We start from the raw sequence: 19,928 nt of genomic DNA on the forward strand, positions 1-19,928 counted from the left end.
ATCCCCCACTTTCATCCTTAGATCGTATGCGGTATTAGCGTAACTTTCGCTACGTTATCCCCCACTCCAGGGTACGTTCCGATATATTACTCACCCGTTCGCCACTCGCCGCCAGGTTGCCCCGCGCTGCCGTTCGACTTGCATGTGTAAGGCATGCCGCCAGCGTTCAATCTGAGCCAGGATCAAACTCTTCAGTTTAATCTCTGTTTATTTGACACTTTCGTGTCACCGTCATTGCTGACGGGTCGCTCACTCAAAATACTGACAGGCCACTACTTGCGTAGCGCCTATTTCATTACTTCTTGTGAACATTTGATATTTTAAGTATCAGCAGGACTAGCCTGCTGTGCACTTTCATCAAACGTCCACACTTATCGACTGTAAATTTTTAAAGAACTTATTCGGTACTGCTTGCTTGCTGCGGAGCGTTGTGTCCGTCAGCGAAGAAGAAAGAGTATGAAGCGTTTAGATCGTTTCGTCAACCCCTACTTTTTCCCAGCTCCCCGCTCTTCTCTGCATTTGCATGCACCGTTTTGCGGGGAGGCGAACTATATCAAAGGCCGTCGAAGTTTGGCAAGCGCTTTTCGAGGAAAGCTTGCATGCCTTCTTTCTGTGCAGGCGTGCCGAAGGCAGACTGGAACAGGCGGCGTTCATAATTGACGCCTTCCGTCAGCGTGGTCTCGAAGGCGCGGTTGACGGAGTCCTTGATCATCATCGCGACCGAGGTCGGCATCGATGCGATCTGCTTCGCCGCAGTCAACACTTCTTCGATCAGCTTATCGGCTGGGACCACGCGCGACACCAGGCCGATGCGCTCCGCTTCCGCCGCGTCGATGATGCGCGCGGTCAGCAGCATGTCCATGGCCTTGGCCTTGCCGATGGTGCGCGGCAGGCGCTGCGTGCCGCCCGCGCCCGGCGTGACGCCGACCTTGATTTCCGGCTGGCCGAACTTGGCGGTATCGGCCGCGATCAGGAAATCGCACATCATGGCCAGTTCGCAGCCGCCGCCCAGCACGTAGCCGGCCACGGCGCCCACCACCGGCTTGCGGATGCGCAGGATGTGTTCCCAGTTGCGGGTAATGTAGTTGTCGCGATAAGTATCCACATAGGTGTAGTCCGCCATGGCGGCGATGTCGGCGCCGGCGGCGAAGGCTTTCTCGCTGCCGGTCAGCACGATGCAACCGATGGCCGGATCGGCGTCGAACTTATATAAGGCATCGCCCAGCTCGTTCATCATGCGGTCGTTCAGCGCATTCAGCGCCTTCGGACGGTTCAGGCGGATCAGGGCAACTTTGTCGTGCACTTCAACGATCAGATCTTCATATTGCATAAGGTGTCTCCTTCACAGTGAAATATTCCTGAAGGATTGTAGCGCCTAACTCCCGCACTGGTATCATTGATGGACAGCAACCTGCTTTAAAGAGCCTCCTATTTTTACCGCCTTACGCCGCCACCTGAGCAACAAGCTGAACCACAAACTCAGCAATGACGCCCTGCTGCGCAACGGCGAATTCATGCGCTACTGGTCCAGCTCCATCCTCAACGGCTTCGGCAGCTATATCAGTGCGCTGGCCTTGCCGCTGTGTTCGGTCCTGCTGCTGCACGCGACGCCGGCGCAGATGGGCATGCTGGGCGCCTCGGCGGCGATTCCGTTTGCGCTGCTGGCCCTGCCGGCCGGCGTCTTCCTCGACCGTAACCGCAAACTGCCGGTGCTACTGGGCAGCAAGGCGGTCATGGCCGTGACGCTGGGCAGCATCCCGCTGGCCTACTGGCTGGGACTGCTGTCCATCGAATGGATGTACGTGGTCTCCTTTATTACCGGCGCGTGCTCGGTGGTGGGCGGCGGCGCGGAGCAAATCTTCCTCACCAATCTGATCGGCCGCGACCGCCTGACCGATGCGCAATCCAAGTTCGCCGCCACCGATTCAGCCGCCCGGCTGATCGCGCCCGGCATCGCCGGCATCCTGATCCAATGGCTGACCGCACCGTTCGCGGTGCTGGTGAACGCCATCGGCTTTGTGATCTCCATCCTGCTGCTGCGCAATCTGAAGGCCACCGACCCCAAGCCGGCGCCGTCCCACAAGCATCCGCTGCGCGACATCCACGACGGCCTGCTGTTCATCTGGGGCCAGCCGCTGCTGCGCACGCTGGCTTGGGGCGCGGGCGTGTGGCATATGCTGTTCTATGGCTACGCCGCGCTCTGCGTACTGTTCAGCACCCGGGAGCTGGGCATGACGGCCGGCATGCTGGGCATGGCGCAGATGGTCGGCGGTGTCGGCGTGCTGATGAGCTCCTTGCTGCTAAAACCGCTGAACACCCGCTTCGGCGCCGGCGTCACCATGCAGATCGGCCTGGGCCTGACCGCGTTCGCGTTCGCCGCCATGCCGATGATCCCGGCCAATCTGTTCGGCAGCCCGACCGCCAGCGCGGTGGCGTGCGGCGGCCTGTCGCTGTTCCTCGATTGCGGCGTGATGCTGTTCTTTATGCCGTATATGACGATGCGCCAGAAAGTCACGCCCGACGCCTACCTGGGCCGCATGGTGTCGACCATGCGCTTCCTGACGGTGGCGACGGCGCCGCTCGGCGCGCTGGCGGCCGGCTATATCGGCGAGCACTTCAGCATCCGCACCGGCATGGCGTGCGTGGCGGTGGGCGGCATCGCGCTGTCGGTGGCGCTGGCGATGTCTTCGGCGATGCGCAACGCCCAGCATCAGGCGGCGCCGGCCGCCTCCTAACGTGCGCCGCCGATCCGGCTAAGGCATTAGGCTGGCTTCAGTGTCCCATCATTGGAGTGCGCCATGTTCAAGTCCATCCTGCTGCCCACCGACGGCTCGGAGCTGTCGGACAAAGCGACCGCAATGGCGGTCCGGTTTGCCAAACTCAATCACGCCCGCATCGTCGCCATCACGGTCATTACGCCGTTGCCGTTCTCGTCCATGGGCGACAGCGGCGCGGTGATCGATTCCGGCCAGTTCGCCGCGCAGATGCAGAACGCGGCGCGCCAGCATATCGACAAGGCGGCCGCCGCCGCGCATGCCGAGGAGATTCCGTTCGAGGGAGTGATCACGATGTCGCCCAGCCCCTACGAAGAAATCGTCGAGGCGGCGAAGAAGTTTGAATGCGACATCATCATGATGGCGTCGCATGGACGGCGCGGCCTGAACCGGCTGTTTTTGGGCAGCGAGACACAGAAGGTGCTCGCCCATACCACGCTGCCCGTGATGGTGTTGCGCTAGGTGCTAAGTCAAAGCGGCTGCTTCGGCAGCAGCACCCAGACATTGCCGCGCTGCTTCATGCGGCCGGCGTTCTCCGAAGCCTCGGTGCCGAAGCCGAAGAAGTAGTCGACCCGGATCGCGCCCCGGATCGCGCCGCCGGTGTCCTGCGCCATGACCAGGCGCTGCAAGGGGATATCGCTGTTCGGCATCGTGGTCGCCAGGAACACCGGCGCGCCCAGCGGCAGCTGCGACGCGTCGATCGCCACCGAGCGCGACGGCGTCAACGGCACGCCCAGCGCGCCTTTCGGCCCCACTTTCGGATCCGGCAGCCGCTCTTCCTTGAAGAACACATAGCTCGGATTCACATTGAACAGCTCCTGCATGCGCGTGGGGTGGCCGGCGATCCACGCCTTGATGCCCTGCGCCGATGCCTGCTCCAGCGTCAGCTCGCCCTTCTCCACCAGGTATTTGCCGATCGACTTGTATGGATGGCCGTTCTGGTCCGCATACGCCACGCGCACGGTTTCCTGGCTGTCGGTCAGCTGCACGCGGCCCGAACCCTGCACTTGCAGGAAGAAGGACTCCACCGGATCGTCCACCCACAGCAGCTCCTTGCCACTGAAATCGGCCTTCTCGATATCGGCGCGGGTCGCATATGGCACCACTTTCTTGCCAACCAGCTTGCCGCGCAGGCGCATGCCCTTCAGCTCCGGGTACACACTGGCCAGGTCGACGGTCAGCATATCCTCCGGCACCTTAAATAGAGGGGTCTGGTACGGTCCGCCTTTTTTGCGCGCGCCGCGCAGCAGCGGCTCGTAGTAGCCGGTGACCAGGCCGTCGGTGGCGCCGTCCGGCGCGATCACCCGGTTCGGCTCCATGAAGGCCTCGAAGAAAGTACGGATCGCCTGCTCGTCGCTGCTGTTGACGCTGCGCGCGATGCTGCACGACTCCTTCCAGGTCGGCTGCTTGGCCAGCACCGAGCACGAGGACATGAACGCCGGCCAGGCCGCGCGCACATCATCCTTGTCCCAGCCCGGCAGCGAGGCGAAGGTGGTCGGCACCATTTGCAGCGCGGCCGGCTTGGACGGGAGCGGCGTCGGCGTCGGCGGCACCGGCGGCACCACCGGCGCCGGCGGCGTCACGGTGGGTGCCGGCGTTTTATCGGGCGGCAGCGGCGTGGTGGTGCAGGCGGCCAGCGAAACCGCGACGACGGTCAGCGGAACGAGTAGACTACGGCGTGTTAATGACATAAGGATGGCTATGTGGGTATTGATGATAGAAGCAGGCGTGGCGTTTTTCCTGTTGGTGTTCATCGTCTGGTGGACCATGTACCAAGGCAAGGGCAAGGCTAAAAAGCTGCCCCCGCCGGCCAGGGAAAACGAACAAGAGTAATCAGTGCAGCGTGCGCGGCAGCGACAGCACGAACTCCGGGATCTTGGTTTCGAACTGGTGGCCGTCCTCGGCCACGCAGAAGTACTCCCCGACCATCGAGCCCTGCTGGGTTTGCAGCGCCGTGCCGCTGGTGTACTCGAAATGCTCGCCGGGTTGCAGCAACGGCTGATGGCCGACCACGCCCAGGCCGCGCACTTCTTCCACATGATTGTTGGCGTCGGTGATGACCCAGTGGCGCGAGATCAGCTGCGCCGCCACCGTGCCGGTGTTCTTGATCGTGATTGAATAGGTAAACACAAAATTGGTGCGTTCCGGGTCCGACTGATCCGGCAGGTACTGAGTTCTGACCGACACAGTAAATTCGTAAGTGGCCATCGAGATTCCTTAAAGCTTGGTAAAAGCGTAATCGCTCTATGCAAAATTGGCGATTGTATATCGTCAGACCCCCATTGCACCGCAAATCCGCCCCGTATGCAAGGACGGCGCGGCTGAAATCCACCGCAAAACCGATACAGTCGCGCCGGGCAGCGTAAAATAGCGCATCTTTTTCTTGCCAGCCCAAAGCCATGACCACTTTCCGCATCGCTCCCAGCATTCTGTCCGCCGATTTCGCCCGCCTGGGTGAAGAGGTCCGCAACGTCGTCACCGCCGGCGCAGACATCATTCACTTTGACGTGATGGACAACCATTACGTTCCCAACCTGACCATCGGCCCGCTGGTATGCGAAGCGATCCGCCCGCACGTGCAAGTGCCGATCGACGTGCACCTGATGGTCAAGCCGGTCGACCGCATCATTCCGGACTTCGCCAAGGCCGGCGCCAACATCATCACCTTCCACCCGGAAGCGTCGGACCACATCGACCGTTCGCTGCAACTGATCCGCGACCACGGCTGCAAGGCCGGCCTGGTGTTCAACCCGGGCACGCCTTTGAGCTACCTGGAACACGTGATGGACAAGATCGACATGATCCTGATCATGTCCGTCAACCCAGGCTTCGGCGGCCAGTCCTTCATCCCGCAGGCGCTGAAGAAAATCGCCGAAGCGCGCCGCCTGATCAACGAATCCGGCCGCGACATCCTGCTGGAAGTGGACGGCGGCATCAAGGTCGACAACATCGCCGCCGCGGCGGCGGCAGGCGCGGACACCTTCGTGGCCGGCTCCGCCATCTTCGGCAAGCCGGACTACAAGGCCGTCATCGACGCCATGCGCGCCCAACTGGCGACGGTGTAAGCATGAGCGTGCTGGCAGGCGTACGCGCCGCAATCATCGATCTCGACGGCACCATGCTGGACACGATTCCCGATTTCCACGTCGCCCTCAACGGCATGCGCGCGGAACTGGACCTGCCACCGATCTCGCAAGACCAGATCGCGCTGATGGTCGGCAAGGGCTCGGAAAACCTGATCCGCTCCGTACTGGGGCTGGATTGGGACGCGGCCCGCGTGGAAGCGCATTTCGAGACCGCGATGGACGCCTACCAGCGCCACTACCTGAGCATCAACGGCAACCACAGCGCCCTGTATCCGGGCGTGATCGAAGGCCTGACGGCGATGCAAGCGCAGGGCCTGCGCCTGGCCTGTGTAACCAACAAGCCACTTTCTTTCACCACGCCGCTGCTCAAGCTCAAAGGCCTGGACGGTTTCTTCGAGGTGGTCTACGGCGGCGATTCGCTGCCGCGCAAGAAACCCGACCCGTTGCCGCTGCAAACCGTGTGCGCCGATTTCGGCCTGGCGCCGGCGCAGGTGGTGGCCATCGGCGACTCCTCGAACGACGCGCAAGCCGCGCGGGCGGCGGGTTGCCCGGTGTTGACCGTGCCTTACGGTTACAATCACGGAGAAGCTATACACAAAACCGATTCCGATGGTATAGTAGCCACATTGCTAGAAGCGTCTAGCCTGATTCGTTCGCAAAACTAACCCTTAGCTGAACTGACCTGACCAACATGTCTCTCTCCAAAAAACACAATGTCAACCAAACCGGCTCGATTGAGGCCTGGCTTTGGCGACGCTGGCAATCCTGGCAAACTCAGCCAAACTGATTGCTGTCGTTGGTGCACGCGCACCCGACAGGTTTTTTGACAAACCACCGCCAAGCCCACACCCACAGCCTTGGCGGCATGGAGAGAAGACATGACCGAATTCGAATTCAAATCGTTGGCCACCGACGGCTACAACCGCGTTCCACTGATCGCTGAAGCCTTCGCCGATCTCGAAACCCCGCTCACGCTGTACCTGAAACTGGCCCAGTCCCAGAACGGCGGCAAGAACACCTTCCTGCTTGAATCGGTGGTGGGCGGCGAGCGTTTCGGCCGCTTCTCCTTCATCGGCCTGCCGGCGACGACCGTGCTGCGCAACTTCGGCACGCGCACCGAGATCGTCAAGAACGGCGCCGTGATCGAGACCCACGAAGGCAACCCGCTCGAATTCATCGAGGCTTACCAGAAGCGCTTCAAGGTCGCGCTGCGTCCCGGCATGCCGCGCTTCTGCGGCGGCCTGGCCGGCTACTTCGGCTACGACACCGTGCGCCACATCGAAAAAACGCTGGTCCACACCCAGCCCAAGGACGATCTGGGCCTGCCCGACATCCAGCTGATGGTGACCGAAGAACTGGCCGTCATCGACAACCTGTCCGGCAAGCTGTATCTGATCGTCTATGCCGACACCACGCAGCCGGAATCGTATTCCAAAGCACGCCAGCGCCTGAAAGACCTGCGCATGATGCTGCGCCGTGGCCTCGACGCGCCGGTGACCAGCGCCTCGGTACGCACCGACATCACGCGCGACTTCCCGAAAGAGAAATACCTGAAGGCCGTCGCCAAGGCCCACGAGTATGTGATGGCCGGCGACTTGATGCAGGTGCAGATCGGCCAGCGCCTGCGCAAGCCCTACGTCGATTCGCCGCTGACGCTGTACCGCGCGCTGCGCTCGCTGAATCCTTCGCCGTATATGTACTTCTACAATTTCGGCGACATGCAGATCGTCGGCGCGTCGCCGGAAATTTTGGTCCGCAACGAGACGCTGCCGGACGGCGAGAAAAAAGTCACGCTGCGCCCTATCGCCGGCACCCGTCCGCGCGGTGCGACGCCGGAGCGCGACGCCGAACTGGCCAAGGAACTGCTGGCCGATCCGAAAGAGATCGCCGAACACGTGATGCTGATCGACCTGGCGCGCAATGACCTGGGCCGCATCTCCGAGATCGGCAGCGTCAAGGTCACCGACCGCCTGGTCATCGAAAAATACTCGCATGTGCAGCACATCGTCTCCAACGTCGAGGGCAAGCTGAAGTCCGGTCTGTCCAACCTGGACGTGCTGCGCGCCACCTTCCCGGCCGGCACCCTGACCGGCGCGCCGAAAGTGCGCGCGATGGAAGTCATCGACGAACTGGAAATCTCCAAGCGCGGCATCTACGGCGGCGCCTGCGGCTACCTGTCGTTCGGCGGCGAGATGGACGTGGCGATCGCGATCCGCACCGGCGTGATCAAGGACGGCATGCTGTACGTACAGGCCGCAGCCGGCATCGTCGCCGACTCGATACCCGAGATGGAATGGCAGGAGACTGAAAACAAGGCGCGCGCCGTGCTGCGCGCCGCCGAACAAGTGCAAGATGGCCTGGATGGGGAGTTCTGAGATGCTGCTAATGATCGACAACTACGACTCCTTCACCTACAACATCGTGCAGTACTTCGGCGAACTGGGTGAGGATGTACGCGTGTTCCGCAACGACGAAATCACGATTGCGGAAATCGAAGCACTGAACCCGGACCACATCTGCATATCGCCAGGTCCGAAGGATCCGTCGCAAGCCGGTATCTCGATCGAAGTGCTCAAGCACTTCGCCGGCAAGAAGCCGATACTGGGCGTGTGCCTTGGCCACCAGGCCATCGGCGAGGCCTTCGGCGGCAAGGTCATACGCGCCAAGCAGGTCATGCATGGCAAAACTTCTTTAATCGCGCATACGGGCGTGGGTGTCTTCAAAGGTCTGCCCTCCCCCTTCACGGTGATCCGGTATCACTCGTTGGCTATCGAGCGCAGCTCGCTGCCGTCCTGCCTCGAAGTGACGGCATGGACGGACGACGGTGAAATCATGGGCGTGCGCCACAAGGAATACGACATCGAGGGCGTGCAGTTCCACCCCGAGTCCATCCTGTCGGAGCACGGTCACGCACTGTTGAAGAACTTCCTGGTCCGCTAAAGACGCCGGTGCGCCCCGCGCGCGCCTCCTTTAGCAGCAATCCGCGTCCAAATTGAAGAAGGAATCGCCATGTCTATCACCCATCAAGAAGCACTGCTGCGCTGCATCGAACACCGCGAGATTTTCCACGACGAGATGCTGCACCTGTTCCGCCAGATCATGTCCGGCGAAATGTCGCCGACCATGATCGCCGCCCTGACCATGGGCCTGCGCGTGAAAAAAGAAACCATCGGCGAAATCGCCGCCGCCGCGCAAGTGATGCGCGAGTTCTCCACCAAGGTGCCGATGGCCGACACCACCGGCCTGCTCGACATCGTCGGCACCGGCGGCGACGGCGCGCACACCTTCAACATCTCCACCGCTTCGATGTTCGTCGCCGCCGCCGCCGGCGCGCGCGTGGCCAAGCACGGCGGCCGCAGCGTGTCGTCTTCGTCCGGCAGTGCCGACGTGATCGAATCGCTGGGCGCCAACATCAACCTGAAACCCGAACAGATCGCGCAATCGATCGCGCAGACCGGCATCGGCTTCATGTTCGCGCCGAACCACCACGCGGCGATGAAGCATGCGGCGCCGGTGCGCAAGGAGCTTGGCGTGCGCACCATCTTCAACATCCTGGGACCGTTGACCAATCCGGCCGGCGCGCCGAATATCCTGATGGGCGTGTTCCACGCCGACCTGGTGGGTATCCAGGTGCGGGTGCTGCAACGCCTGGGCGCGCAGCACGCCATCGTGGTCTATGGCCGCGACAATATGGATGAAGTCTCGCTCGGCGCCGCCACCCTGGTCGGCGAACTGGTGAACGGCGAGATCCGCGAATACGAAATCCATCCGGAAGACTTCGGCCTGCAAATGATCGCCAGCCGCAACCTGAAGGTGGCCGATGCGACCGAGTCGAAAGCCAAGATGATGGAAGCGCTGCGCGGCGAGCCTGGCGCGCCCTACGACATCGTCGCGCTCAACGCCGGCACCGCGCTGTACGCGGCCGGCGTCGCCAGCTCGATCGAAGACGGCCTGGCGCGCGCGCGTGCGGCCATCACCTCCGGCGATGCGATGCGCAAGGTCCAGCAGTTTGTCGAGGTCACGCAAAGCCTCGGCAACACCAATTAAGGGAGGCCAGCATGTTCGGCATCCACGATCTGACGCTGTTTGTAATCTCCGGGCTGCTGCTCAATATCATGCCCGGCCCCGATTCGCTGTTGATCATGACGCGCAGCGCCACCCAGGGCTGGCGCGCCGGTTCGGCCGCCGCATTGGGCATAGGCGCCGGCACCATGATCCACATCTTCGCCGCGGCGCTGGGCTTGTCGGCGCTGCTGGCGACGTCCGCCACCGCGTTCACGGCGGTCAAGTGGATCGGCGCGGCATACATCGTCTACGTCGGCATCGGCATGCTGCGCGCCAGGCTGCGGGCGGAGGCCGACGACGCGACGGCCGCCGAAACGGCCGCGCGCGCTGCGGCCCAGCCGCTGGCGTATCGCAAAATCTTCTTCCAGGGCTTCCTGACCAATGTGCTGAACCCGAAGGTGGCCTTGTTCTTCCTGGCGTTCGTGCCGCAGTTTATCTCGGCCGATTCCACCAGCAAGCCGCTGGCCTTCATCATCCTGGGCTGCATTTTCAATTTCAACGGTATGTTGTGGTGTAACGGCCTGGCCGTCTTCACCGCCTTTGCCAGCGCGCGCCTGAAGCTCAAGCCGCTGGTGGCGCTGTGGCTGAACCGCGTGACGGGCGGCCTGTTCCTGGCCCTCGGCCTGCGCCTGGCGCTGGCCGAACAACATTCATCTTAGGCTTATCATGTCCGACATCCTGAACAAAATCCTCGCAGTCAAAGCCGACGAAGTTGCCGCCGCCAAGAAGCACCGCAACCTGGCCAGCCTGCGCGCCGACGTCGAAAGCAACGCCGAACTGCGCGCCGGCCTGCGCGGCTTCGAAGCGAGCCTGCGCGGGAAAATCGCCGCCGGCAACGCCGGTGTGATCACCGAAGTGAAGAAGGCATCGCCGTCGAAAGGCGTGCTGCGCGCCGACTTCCGCCCGGCCGAGATCGCCGCCAGCTACGAGGCCAACGGCTCCGCATGCCTGTCGGTGCTGACGGACGAGCAATTCTTCCAGGGTTCGGTGGCGTATTTGCAGCAGGCGCGCGCCGCCTGCTCGCTGCCGGTGCTGCGGAAAGATTTCATGATCGACATGTACCAGATCTACGAAGCGCGCGCCATGGGCGCCGACGCGGTCCTGCTGATCGTCTCGGCGCTGGATCACGGCCTGATGGCGGAAATGGAAGCCTGCGCCCACGAACTGGGCATGGGCGTGCTGGTGGAAACCCACGACGGCGACGAGCTGACCGCCGCGCTGCGCCTGAAAACCGCGCTGTTGGGCATCAATAACCGCAATTTGCGGACGTTTGAGGTCTCGCTGGAGAACACGCTGGTCCTGCTGGACCGCATTCCGGACGAAAAACTGGTCATCACCGAATCCGGCATCATGGTGCCGGACGACGTACAACGCATGCGCGAAGCCAATGTGCATGCCTTCCTGGTCGGCGAAGCCTTCATGCGCGCGGCCGATCCGGGCGCCGAACTGGCGCGCCTGTTTAACTAGGCCTGCATCGCCTGCAAAGGCTGGACGTGCCCGGACGCGATCTCGATACGGTCGCGTCCACGTTCCTTGGCGCGATAAAGCGCCTCATCCGACCGCATCAGAATGGCGTCCAGGTCCTCGCTGACACTTGTTTGGCAAGCAATACCTATGCTGACGGTGTAAGCCGGCACCCCTGGTCGACCGGGTTCGCGCACCGCGCTCAGGATGCGTTCCGCGATATGGTGCGCCCGCTCCAGGCCGGTAACTGGCAGCAAAACAATAAACTCTTCTCCCCCGAATCGCGCCACGTGATCGGAAACCCGCAGCGCTTTACCGATAACGGCGGCCACGTCGATTAAAACCCGGTCGCCGGTGGCGTGGCCGTGGCAGTCGTTAATCTTCTTAAAATAATCCAGATCGATGCTGAGCATGGTCATGGCGGTGGATTCACGCCGCATCAGCGCATGTTCTTTGGCGTAAATGGCGGCGAAACCGCGGCGGTTTAATACCTGGGTCAGTGGATCGAGCGTGGACCGGCGTTCCAGTATGCCTTGCAAGCGGCGGGTGGCAACCGCTTTAAAACTCACCGCCAGCAGCAGAACCATAAAATGACCGGCCGCCAGATAGAGGCTCTGGAATGGTCCCATGCTCATTAAATTAACCTGGGCGCCTCCATATAGTGCGGCCAGCAATCCACGCGTTAATACTACCAGCGCCTGCAACAGCAGCAATATGCCGAAGAATTTAGTGGAGAAATGGCGTTCACCATAACGCCATACCATTATCAACTGGTTTATATAAAAAGCGGAAATCAGGAAGGAGAATACGGCGACCCGGGCGGCGAAATGCGGCTGGATAATCAACCAGTATCCCACGCCCAACATAGCCAGCGCCCAAACCAGATGGAACAACCACCACGTTGGCGCCCGCCCATAAAATATCTGCGTGCCGATCATTCCGAAACCAACGCCCCATATCAGGGCGGAATTGGCGCTGAGCAGGGCAAAGGTTTCACCGAGTGCGCTATATCTCAGGCTAAATAATCCTGCGCCGCATGCCAGCGATATCAATCCCACCGCCCAATAATTCAGGCCCTTAATCTCCGTGGGAAAACTCAAATGGGCGGTATAGAGGACGACACTCATCGCGCCGGCCATCAGCGTCGACATCAGGATAATCGTGGTGGGATCAAGCAGTATCACTTGCGGGTCTATCCTCTGGCAGAAAACTCAGCCAAATTCTAAACCAGAACAAGACCACCGCGTAGGATTAAACCGCCGACAACACAGCAGAGTTCCAATACACGCTGGAATCTGGTTAGTACGTGCCAAAATCTGGCATGGAGTGGGCAAAAAAATCCGGGGACTCGCCCCGGAACCAGGAATTAACGCGCCGCGCTGGGGCGCAACGGGCCTGCGGACTTCTTGCCGGCCGGATCCAGCGACAGGCTAATTCCAGGAACCCGGTCGCCTTGCAATGTCGCGCTGAATGTCATCAGCTCATCCCGGCGGAATGCGTGCACCTCAATTTCCGAGCCGACGCCGTAGCGGGAAAGCAGAGTTTCCAGATTGGTGGCGGTAACCCGCAAACCATCGACCGCCATCAATATATCGCCAGCCGATAACCCAGCCTGGTGCGCCGCGCCATTCTCATGCACGCTGGATAGCTTGCAATCATTACCGTCCTTGCCGAGATTAACATCCAGGCCGGGCTTGGCCGATTTACGTTCATCGTTATATTTAACGCCGAATGGCGCCAGAATTTTAGCCAGCGGCAAATCTTCGGTGCCGCGTATATATTTATCGAAGAATGGCTTGAATCGTCCGCCGCTGATTTCATCGAATAATGCTTCCACTTCGGCCGGCGTAACTCCGCGTCCGCCGCCTTGATAAAAATCGCGGCCATAGCGTTGCCATAATGCGCGCATCACATCATCCAGCGATTTCTTGCCGCCGGTTTTGGCGCGTATGCTCAAATCCAAAGCCAGCGCGATCAAAGAACCCTTGGTGTAATAACTGATGATGGCATTCGGCGCATTTTCATCCTGGCGGTAATATTTACCCCAGGCGTCGAAACTGGAATCGGCCACGCTTTGCTTGGTACGACCGCTGCCGCGCAATACACTAGCGATGGTTTTACCCAGCAATTTGAAATAGGCCGGTTCGGCGATCACGCCGGCGCGCACCAGCATCAAATCGTCGTAGTAACTGGTGAAGCCTTCGAACAACCACAGCAACGGCGAATAATTCTCGACCTGCAGGTTATATGGCGCGAATGCGGCCGGCTTGATGCGCTTCACATTCCACGTGTGGAAATATTCATGGCTGCACAGGCCGAGGTATTGCAGATAGCCGTCGCTGATATCCTTGCTGGCCGCAGCCGTGCTCGGCAAGTCGGCGCGGGCGCAGATCAAGGCCGTCGAAGCGCGGTGTTCCAGGCCACCATAACCGTCGCCGACGGCCAGCGTCATGAACACGTAGCGGTCCATCGGCGCCTTTTTGGACTTCGGCTCGAAGAAGGCGATCTGGGTTTCGCAGATCTTTTTCAGGTCGGCGCTCAGACGTGGCAGGTCCAGGTTGGGCACCCGGCCGCTGATGACGATGTCGTGCGGGATGCCGTGCGCCTTGAAGGTGGCCAGCGCGAAGTCGCCTTGCTCCACCGGGTGATCGATCAACTCGTCGTAGTTGGACGCGATGTACGTGCCAAAACCATAACGTTTCGCTTTCAGCTCCGGCAGCGAGGTCGCCACGCGCCAGGTCTTGGCCGCTGCGTCGTCCGGCCGCTGGATGTCCACCACGTGCGGCTGGTCTTCCTGACCCAGCACGCGCAGGAACACGCTGGTGCCGTTGTAGAAGGCGTGATTCTGGTCCAGATGCGCGGCGCGCACCGACATATCCCAGGCATAGACTTCGTAGTGCACCGTCAGCGAGGCCGCATGATCCTTCAGCGGGGCGGCCTGCCACGAGTGTTTATCCAGCTTGTCCAGCGCCACCGGCTGGCCGTTCGACTCGGCGCGGATGCGCACGATGTTGCGCGAGAACTCGCGGATCATGTAACTGCCCGGTATCCAGGCCGGCAGCGCGAACACCTGGCCGCCTTCGGCCGGCGCGTCCACCGTCAGCGTGACATGGAACAGGTGGGCGGCCAGATCGTGTCCGACGATGCTGTAGGCGATCGCCGGATTGCTCTTGTTGGTTTTCTTCATCTCTATCCTTGTTTTACAAATCGCCAGGCGTATCGATATCGCGCACCACGCCGACGTCGTCGACTATCAGCTCGCTCACCGCATGGCTTTTTAATATGTCGCGCGCGCCCTGGTCGCCTTCCAGCGCCAGCAGCAACGGCAAATGATAACTGCTGAAGGCGACCGGATTGCCGCGTCGCCCTTCAAAGACGGGCGCCGCGATGCGCGCGCCCCGTTCGATCGTCGCGGCCAGGGAGCGCATGGTCTCCGGCTGCACATGGGGCATGTCGCCCAGGCCTATCAGCCAGCCTTGCGCGCCTTGGGTGTAGTCGACCGCCATCGTCAGCGAGGCGGCGATGCCCAGGTCGGCATCCACGCAGACGCGCACTTCGCATCCCAGCTTGCCCAGCAGCGCCGCCACCTGCTCGTCGCCGGAGCGCACCACGGCAACCACGCGCGGCAGCGCGGCCAGCATATTCCTGGCGCTGGCGACGACCACCGCGTCGCCATCCTTCAATGGTTGCAGCAATTTGTTTAGTACGCCGGACGGGTCGAACCGCTTGCCCCGCCCGGCTGCCAGCAATATCCCTACCAGTGCCATTCAGCTCAGGCGCTGGCCAGATCGAACGGCAGCTTGCGCAGACGCTTGCCGGTCAATTTGAACAACGCGTTGGCGAAGGCCGGCGCCAGCGGCGGCAGGCCTGGTTCGCCCATGCCGGTCGGCGGATCGTTCGACGGCACGATGTGGACGTCGATCACCGGCATGTCCGTCATGCGCGCCACCGTGTAGTCGCCGAAGTTCTGCTGATCCACCACGCCGTCCTTGAGCGTGATCGCGGCGCCCGGCAGGGTCATGCCGAGGCCCATCAAGGCCGCGCCCTGGATCTGCGCTTCGATCGTCAGCGGGTTGACCGGCTGGTTGCAATGCACGCCGGCCGTGACCCGGTGCAGTTTGGGCGTGCCGTTCTTCACGGACGCCACCACCACATACGCGATCACGGTTCTGAACGATTCATGCACCGCCACGCCCCAGGCCTGGCCTTTAGGCAAAGCCTTCTTACCGTAGCCGGATTTGGCGACCGCCAGCTCCAGCGCGGCGATATGGCGCTTGCCCTTTTCGCCCATCAGCTTCTTGCGATAGGCGACCGGATCCATCTTGGCCGCGTGCGCGGCTTCGTCGATCAGCGTCTCCATGACGAAAGCGGTGTGGGTGGAGCCCACCGACCGCCACCACAGCACCGGCACGTTGGCCTTGACGGAGTGCGCGCTCAGGTTCAGCGGTACCTCATACGGTTCGCCCATGCCTTCGACCATGGTGGAGTCGATGCCGTCCTTGATCATAAACGGCTCGAACGGCGTGCCGGTGATGATGGACTGACCAACGATGACGTGATCCCACGCCACGATATCGCCCTTGTCGTCGATGCCGATATCGGCGCGGTGCACATGCGACGGACGATAATAACCGCCCTTGATGTCGTCCTCGCGGCTCCAGACCACCTTGACCGGGTCCTTCTTGCCGGTGGCCTGCCATACCTTGGCGATGTTGACCGCTTCGACCAGGTAGTCGGAAGTCGGCACCGCGCGGCGGCCGAAACCGCCGCCGGCCATCATCGTGTTCAGCACCACCTGCTCCGGCTTCAGGCCGGCGGTGGCGGCGATGGCGCCTTGATCCATGGTCTGGAACTGGGAGCCGGCCCACACCGTGCAGCCGTCCGGGCGCAGATCGACCACGCAGTTCAACGGCTCCATCGGCGCGTGCGCCAGGTAAGGGAATTCATACACGGCGGAGATCTTCTTCGCCGCGCCGGCCAGCTTGGAGGTATCGGCCTTGCGCACCGGCAGGCCGGGCTTCTGCGACAGCGCCTTGTACTCGGCCAGCTGCTTGTCGCTGCTGACTTTTTCGACGCCGCTGGTGTCCCACTCGATGATCAGCGCTTCGCGGCCCATCTTGGCGGGCCAGTAGCCGTCGGCCACCACCACCACGCCGCTGCCGCCGCGGTCCGTCTTCACTTCCAGCACTTCGATCACGCCCTTGATCGCCTTGGCTTTCGAGGCGTCGAACTTGGCGACCTTGGCGCCGAACACCGGCGGCCGCGCCACCACGGCGACCTTGCTGTGCGGCGCCTTGAAGTCCATGCCGAACACCTGCCTGCCGGTCGATTTGAGTTTCGCGTCCAGGCGCCGGGTCGGCTTGCCGATGAAGTTGAAGTCCTTCGGATCCTTCAGCTTCACGGTGGCGGGCACCGGCTGCTTCATCGCCGCATCGGCCATCGCGCCGTAGGTGGCTTTTTGCCCCGCAGGTCCGGTCAGCGTGCCCTTCGAAGTCTTGATCTGGTCCGGCGCCACCTTCCACTCCTGGGCCGCCGCCGCGATCAGCATCGCGCGCGCCTTGGCGCCGATCTCGCGGTACTGGATGTAGGAGTGGGCGATAGTGCCCGAGCCGCCGGTCATCTGGATGCCGAACGCCGGGTCCTTGTATTGTTCGCCGGCCGGCGCCAGCGCGCCGTTCATCTTCGACCAGTCCGGGTCCAGCTCCTCGGCGATCAACATCGGCAGCGAGGTCTGCACGCCCTGGCCGAATTCCAGCCGGTTGACCTGCACCGTTACGCTGTTGTCCGGCGCGATATGCAGGAAAGCATTCGGTTCAAACACCTTGGCCGGAGGCTGCTGCGCATTGGCGAAGCGTCCAGCGGCAGGCATGAAGAAGCCCAGCACCAATCCGCCGCCCGCCGCCGCGCCAGCCTTCATGAAGCTGCGGCGCGACACGCCGCCTGAAGTCTCTACACCCGCCATCGATTCCTGATTGAGCCATTCGATACGCATGACATTCTCCTTTAGGCGATGGTTTTGGCTGCGTCTTTGATGGCTGCGCGGATGCGCTGGTACGTCCCGCATCGACAGATGTTGCCGCTCATGGCGTTGTCGATATCGGCGTCGGATGGGGCTTTGTTGGTGCGCAGCAGAGCGGTCGCGCTCATGATCTGGCCACTCTGGCAGTAGCCGCATTGCGGCACATCCATCTTGACCCACGCCGCCTGCACGGCCTTGCCGACTTTGTCGGACTCCATCGCTTCGATGGTGGTGATCTTCTGGCCTGCCGCCGCCGAAATCGGCGTCACGCACGAGCGGATCGGCTGGCCGCCCAGGTGCACGGTGCAGGCGCCGCACAGCGCCGCGCCGCAACCGAACTTGGTGCCGGTCATATTCAGGTTGTCGCGCAAGGCCCACAGGATCGGCGTCGAAGGATCGGCGTCTACCTGCATGTCTTTACCGTTGATATTCAATGTAATCATTCAGTTCTCCTGTGGACGATGCGCTGGAATGGTAAGACTTACTGCTTGATCTTGGCGAGCTTCTCTTCAAGCGCCTTGGTGTCGATCGCGCCCGGCACGCGGGTGCCGTCGGCGAAGAAGATGGCCGGGGTGCCGGAAATACTCAGCTTGTGGCCCAGCGCCAGCACCTGGTCGTTCGGCGATTCGCACTTCTCCGCCGCGACAGGCGCCGCCTTGTTGTTGACCATCCAATCCTCCCAGGCCTTGTTGCGGTCCGGCGAGCACCAGATGTTCTTCGACTTGGCGAACGAATCCTCGCTCAGGATGTTGTACATGAAGGTGTAAACCGTGATGTTGTCGACTTCCTTGAGCGTGGTCTGGCGGAAGCGTTTGCAGTAGCCGCAGTTCGGATCTTCGAACACCGCGATCACCCGCTTGCCGTCGCCCTTGACGGTCTTGATGGCTTTGTCCAGCGGCAGGTCGGAGAACTTGATCTTGTTGATCTCTTCCAGCCGTTCCTTGGTCAGGTCGGTGCTGGTGGTCAGGTTGAACACATGGCCGGAGAACAGATAGGTGCCGGTCTTGTCGGTGTAGAGGATATCGTTGCCGACGCGGATTTCATACAGGCCGGCGTACGGCGTTTCCTTGATCGAATCGACCTTGACGTTCGATCCCAGGCGCGGCTCGACCAGCTTCTTGATCGCATCCGTGGATGGGGTTTCCGCGCCCACGCAGGACGCCATCAGCGCCGACAACAACAGCAAAACGGTCTTACTCATTCTCATAAAATCTCCAATGACTACAGACGAACCGACAGGCGCCAGCCTACTTCCCCATCGCGTGGGAGATCAGGCGGCGCTTCAGCACCGGTAATTTATCCAGCAAGTTTAATCCCAAATTGCGAACCACGCGCAGCGGCTCCATATCCGCGCCGAACAGGCGCGCCAGGCCGTCGGTGGTGAGCTGCATCAGCAGCACGTCTTCCTTGCGGGCGCGCTCGTAGCGGGCCAGCACGCGGGTGTCGCCGATGCTGCGTTGTGCTTCGCGCTCGCTCAGGGTTTTGATCAGCTGCGCGACGTCGGCGAAGCCCAGGTTCATGCCGTGGCCGGCCAGCGGATGCACCACATGGGCGGCGTCGCCCACCAGCGCCACGCGCGGCGCGCTCATGGCGTGCGGGCGCAGCAAACGCAATGGGAAGTCGCGCACCAGCTCCGGTTGCAAAGGCGTCAGCGCGCCCAGACGCTCGGCGGCATAGACGGCCAGGCGGTCGGCGATCTGCTGCGCCGATTCGGCGCGCAGCGTATCGGCCAGCGCTTCCGGCGCCGACCACACCAGCGAGACCTGGTTGCCTGGCAGCGGCAGCAGCGCGACGATGCCCTCGGCGCCGGTGAACCATTGACAGGCGGCGCCATGGTGCGGCTTTTCGCAGGCGAAGTTGGAGACCACCGCGCGCTGGTTGTAGCTGCGGTAATCGAGGCCGATGTCGCACTGGCCGCGCACCCAGGACTGGGCGCCGTCGGCGCCGACCACCAGTTCGGCCTTGATGCAGGCACCGTCGTCCAGCTGCACGGTGGCGCTGTCGTCGGTGCGCAGCAAAGCGGTGGCGCGGCCCTCGACGAAGCGCACGTTCTGCGCGAACTTGAGGGCGGCGTCCAGCGCCTGTCCCAGGTTGCGGTCTTCCATGATCCAGGCCAGCGTGCCGGTGTGGGCGCCGTAGGCGTCGAAGGCCAAGCCGCCGGCGTTGGCGCCGTCGCCGTGGACGATCATCGCGTCCACCGGCGCCACCCGCGCCTGGTCCAGCGCCTGCCACACCTTCAGCGAGGACAGCAGATTATTGGCGGTGTGGTTCAGCGCATAGACCCGCGCATCCCAGCCGATATCGGCGGCCGGGCCGGCCGGATGCGACGGCGGAGCGAGCAGGGTTACACTAAAACCGGCCTGGGCCAGGCCCAGCGCGGCGGTCTTGGCAATCGCGCCATTGCCAACAATGCAAATATCACTCTCGATAACGCGCTGCGCAGCGGGGGAGGATGGATTAGTCATCCGAACATTATAGCGTTTGTAGGCCGGAAAAATTGGCCCTGCGACAATTGTCCCG

20 protein-coding genes and 1 rRNA gene are annotated in these 19,928 nt (G+C 62.1%); 10 read left to right on the plus strand and 11 right to left on the minus strand.

Annotation, left to right across the window (positions count from 1 at the left end; all coding sequences use genetic code 11):
• Positions 1–198, minus strand: a 16S ribosomal RNA gene (locus AC1RMD_RS21640); the annotation flags it as partial.
• Between the two features lie 355 nt (positions 199–553).
• Positions 554–1,330, minus strand: coding sequence for an enoyl-CoA hydratase (locus tag AC1RMD_RS21645; RefSeq protein ID WP_492929258.1), 777 nt, complete (start codon positions 1,328–1,330; stop codon positions 554–556).
• A gap of 166 nt (positions 1,331–1,496) precedes the next feature.
• On the opposite strand from AC1RMD_RS21645, the gene AC1RMD_RS21650 reads away from it, so the two are divergent.
• Both AC1RMD_RS21650 and AC1RMD_RS21655 read left to right on the plus strand, forming a co-directional pair.
• The gene (locus AC1RMD_RS21650; RefSeq protein ID WP_492929546.1) at positions 1,497–2,735 is read left to right on the plus strand and encodes an MFS transporter; all 1,239 of its coding nucleotides are present in this window, start codon (positions 1,497–1,499) and stop codon (positions 2,733–2,735) included.
• 63 nt (positions 2,736–2,798) lie between these two features.
• Positions 2,799–3,236 carry a universal stress protein gene (locus AC1RMD_RS21655; RefSeq protein ID WP_492929260.1) on the plus strand — a complete coding sequence of 146 codons (438 nt, stop codon included), beginning with the start codon at positions 2,799–2,801 and terminating at the stop codon, positions 3,234–3,236.
• An 8-nt stretch (positions 3,237–3,244) separates the two neighbouring features.
• Here AC1RMD_RS21655 and mltA read toward each other — a convergent pair whose 3' ends face one another.
• Positions 3,245–4,465, minus strand: coding sequence for a murein transglycosylase A (gene mltA, locus AC1RMD_RS21660; protein WP_492929262.1), 1,221 nt, complete (start codon positions 4,463–4,465; stop codon positions 3,245–3,247).
• Between the two features lie 4 nt (positions 4,466–4,469).
• Here mltA and AC1RMD_RS21665 point away from each other — a divergent pair, with 4 nt between their 5' ends.
• Positions 4,470–4,607 (plus strand): hypothetical protein, encoded by a 138-nt coding sequence (locus tag AC1RMD_RS21665; RefSeq protein ID WP_492929264.1) that lies wholly within the window; start codon positions 4,470–4,472, stop codon positions 4,605–4,607.
• On the opposite strand, the gene apaG is transcribed toward AC1RMD_RS21665, so the two are convergent.
• Entirely contained in the window at positions 4,608–4,982 is a 375-nt protein-coding gene (gene apaG / locus AC1RMD_RS21670; protein ID WP_020704685.1) for a Co2+/Mg2+ efflux protein ApaG, read from the minus strand.
• 191 nt (positions 4,983–5,173) lie between these two features.
• On the opposite strand from apaG, the gene rpe reads away from it, so the two are divergent.
• The 7 genes from rpe (at position 5,174) to trpC (ending at position 11,392) form a co-directional block, all read left to right on the plus strand.
• Positions 5,174–5,839: a ribulose-phosphate 3-epimerase gene (gene rpe, locus AC1RMD_RS21675; protein WP_492929266.1), complete on the plus strand. Its 666-nt coding sequence runs from the start codon at positions 5,174–5,176 to the stop codon at positions 5,837–5,839.
• A gap of 2 nt (positions 5,840–5,841) precedes the next feature.
• Positions 5,842–6,525 carry a phosphoglycolate phosphatase gene (locus tag AC1RMD_RS21680; protein ID WP_492929268.1) on the plus strand — a complete coding sequence of 228 codons (684 nt, stop codon included), beginning with the start codon at positions 5,842–5,844 and terminating at the stop codon, positions 6,523–6,525.
• 213 nt (positions 6,526–6,738) lie between these two features.
• Entirely contained in the window at positions 6,739–8,235 is a 1,497-nt protein-coding gene (trpE, locus tag AC1RMD_RS21685; RefSeq protein WP_492929270.1) for an anthranilate synthase component I, read from the plus strand.
• Between the two features lies 1 nt (position 8,236).
• Positions 8,237–8,800 carry an anthranilate synthase component II gene (locus AC1RMD_RS21690; RefSeq protein ID WP_492929272.1) on the plus strand — a complete coding sequence of 188 codons (564 nt, stop codon included), beginning with the start codon at positions 8,237–8,239 and terminating at the stop codon, positions 8,798–8,800.
• A 69-nt stretch (positions 8,801–8,869) separates the two neighbouring features.
• Positions 8,870–9,907 carry an anthranilate phosphoribosyltransferase gene (trpD, locus tag AC1RMD_RS21695; protein ID WP_492929274.1) on the plus strand — a complete coding sequence of 346 codons (1,038 nt, stop codon included), beginning with the start codon at positions 8,870–8,872 and terminating at the stop codon, positions 9,905–9,907.
• An 11-nt stretch (positions 9,908–9,918) separates the two neighbouring features.
• Positions 9,919–10,584 carry a LysE family translocator gene (locus AC1RMD_RS21700; RefSeq protein ID WP_492929275.1) on the plus strand — a complete coding sequence of 222 codons (666 nt, stop codon included), beginning with the start codon at positions 9,919–9,921 and terminating at the stop codon, positions 10,582–10,584.
• A 7-nt stretch (positions 10,585–10,591) separates the two neighbouring features.
• Positions 10,592–11,392: an indole-3-glycerol phosphate synthase TrpC gene (gene trpC / locus AC1RMD_RS21705; protein WP_492929277.1), complete on the plus strand. Its 801-nt coding sequence runs from the start codon at positions 10,592–10,594 to the stop codon at positions 11,390–11,392.
• Here trpC and AC1RMD_RS21710 read toward each other — a convergent pair.
• From AC1RMD_RS21710 to AC1RMD_RS21740, 7 genes are all read right to left on the minus strand, one after another.
• Positions 11,389–12,540, minus strand: coding sequence for a diguanylate cyclase (locus AC1RMD_RS21710; RefSeq protein ID WP_492929278.1), 1,152 nt, complete (start codon positions 12,538–12,540; stop codon positions 11,389–11,391). The two genes, trpC and AC1RMD_RS21710, sit on opposite strands and share 4 nt — an antisense overlap.
• A 215-nt stretch (positions 12,541–12,755) precedes the next feature.
• On the minus strand, positions 12,756–14,576 hold the full coding sequence (locus AC1RMD_RS21715) for a M61 family metallopeptidase (RefSeq protein ID WP_492929280.1): 1,821 nt from the start codon (positions 14,574–14,576) through the stop codon (positions 12,756–12,758).
• 13 nt (positions 14,577–14,589) lie between these two features.
• Positions 14,590–15,156, minus strand: coding sequence for a nucleotidyltransferase family protein (locus tag AC1RMD_RS21720; protein ID WP_492929282.1), 567 nt, complete (start codon positions 15,154–15,156; stop codon positions 14,590–14,592).
• 5 nt (positions 15,157–15,161) lie between these two features.
• Positions 15,162–17,381 carry a xanthine dehydrogenase family protein molybdopterin-binding subunit gene (locus tag AC1RMD_RS21725; protein WP_492929283.1) on the minus strand — a complete coding sequence of 740 codons (2,220 nt, stop codon included), beginning with the start codon at positions 17,379–17,381 and terminating at the stop codon, positions 15,162–15,164.
• An 11-nt stretch (positions 17,382–17,392) separates the two neighbouring features.
• Positions 17,393–17,851 carry a (2Fe-2S)-binding protein gene (locus AC1RMD_RS21730; RefSeq protein WP_161091944.1) on the minus strand — a complete coding sequence of 153 codons (459 nt, stop codon included), beginning with the start codon at positions 17,849–17,851 and terminating at the stop codon, positions 17,393–17,395.
• 38 nt (positions 17,852–17,889) lie between these two features.
• A complete protein-coding gene (locus AC1RMD_RS21735; RefSeq protein ID WP_492929286.1) occupies positions 17,890–18,615 on the minus strand; it encodes a DsbC family protein in 726 nt (241 codons plus the stop codon).
• 40 nt (positions 18,616–18,655) lie between these two features.
• Positions 18,656–19,873, minus strand: a complete 1,218-nt coding sequence (locus tag AC1RMD_RS21740) for a UbiH/UbiF family hydroxylase (RefSeq protein WP_492929288.1) — start codon at positions 19,871–19,873, stop codon at positions 18,656–18,658.
• Positions 19,874–19,928: the final 55 nt, after the last annotated feature.

The sequence above is a fragment of the Duganella sp. GW822-FHT06D06 genome (assembly GCF_058799615.1).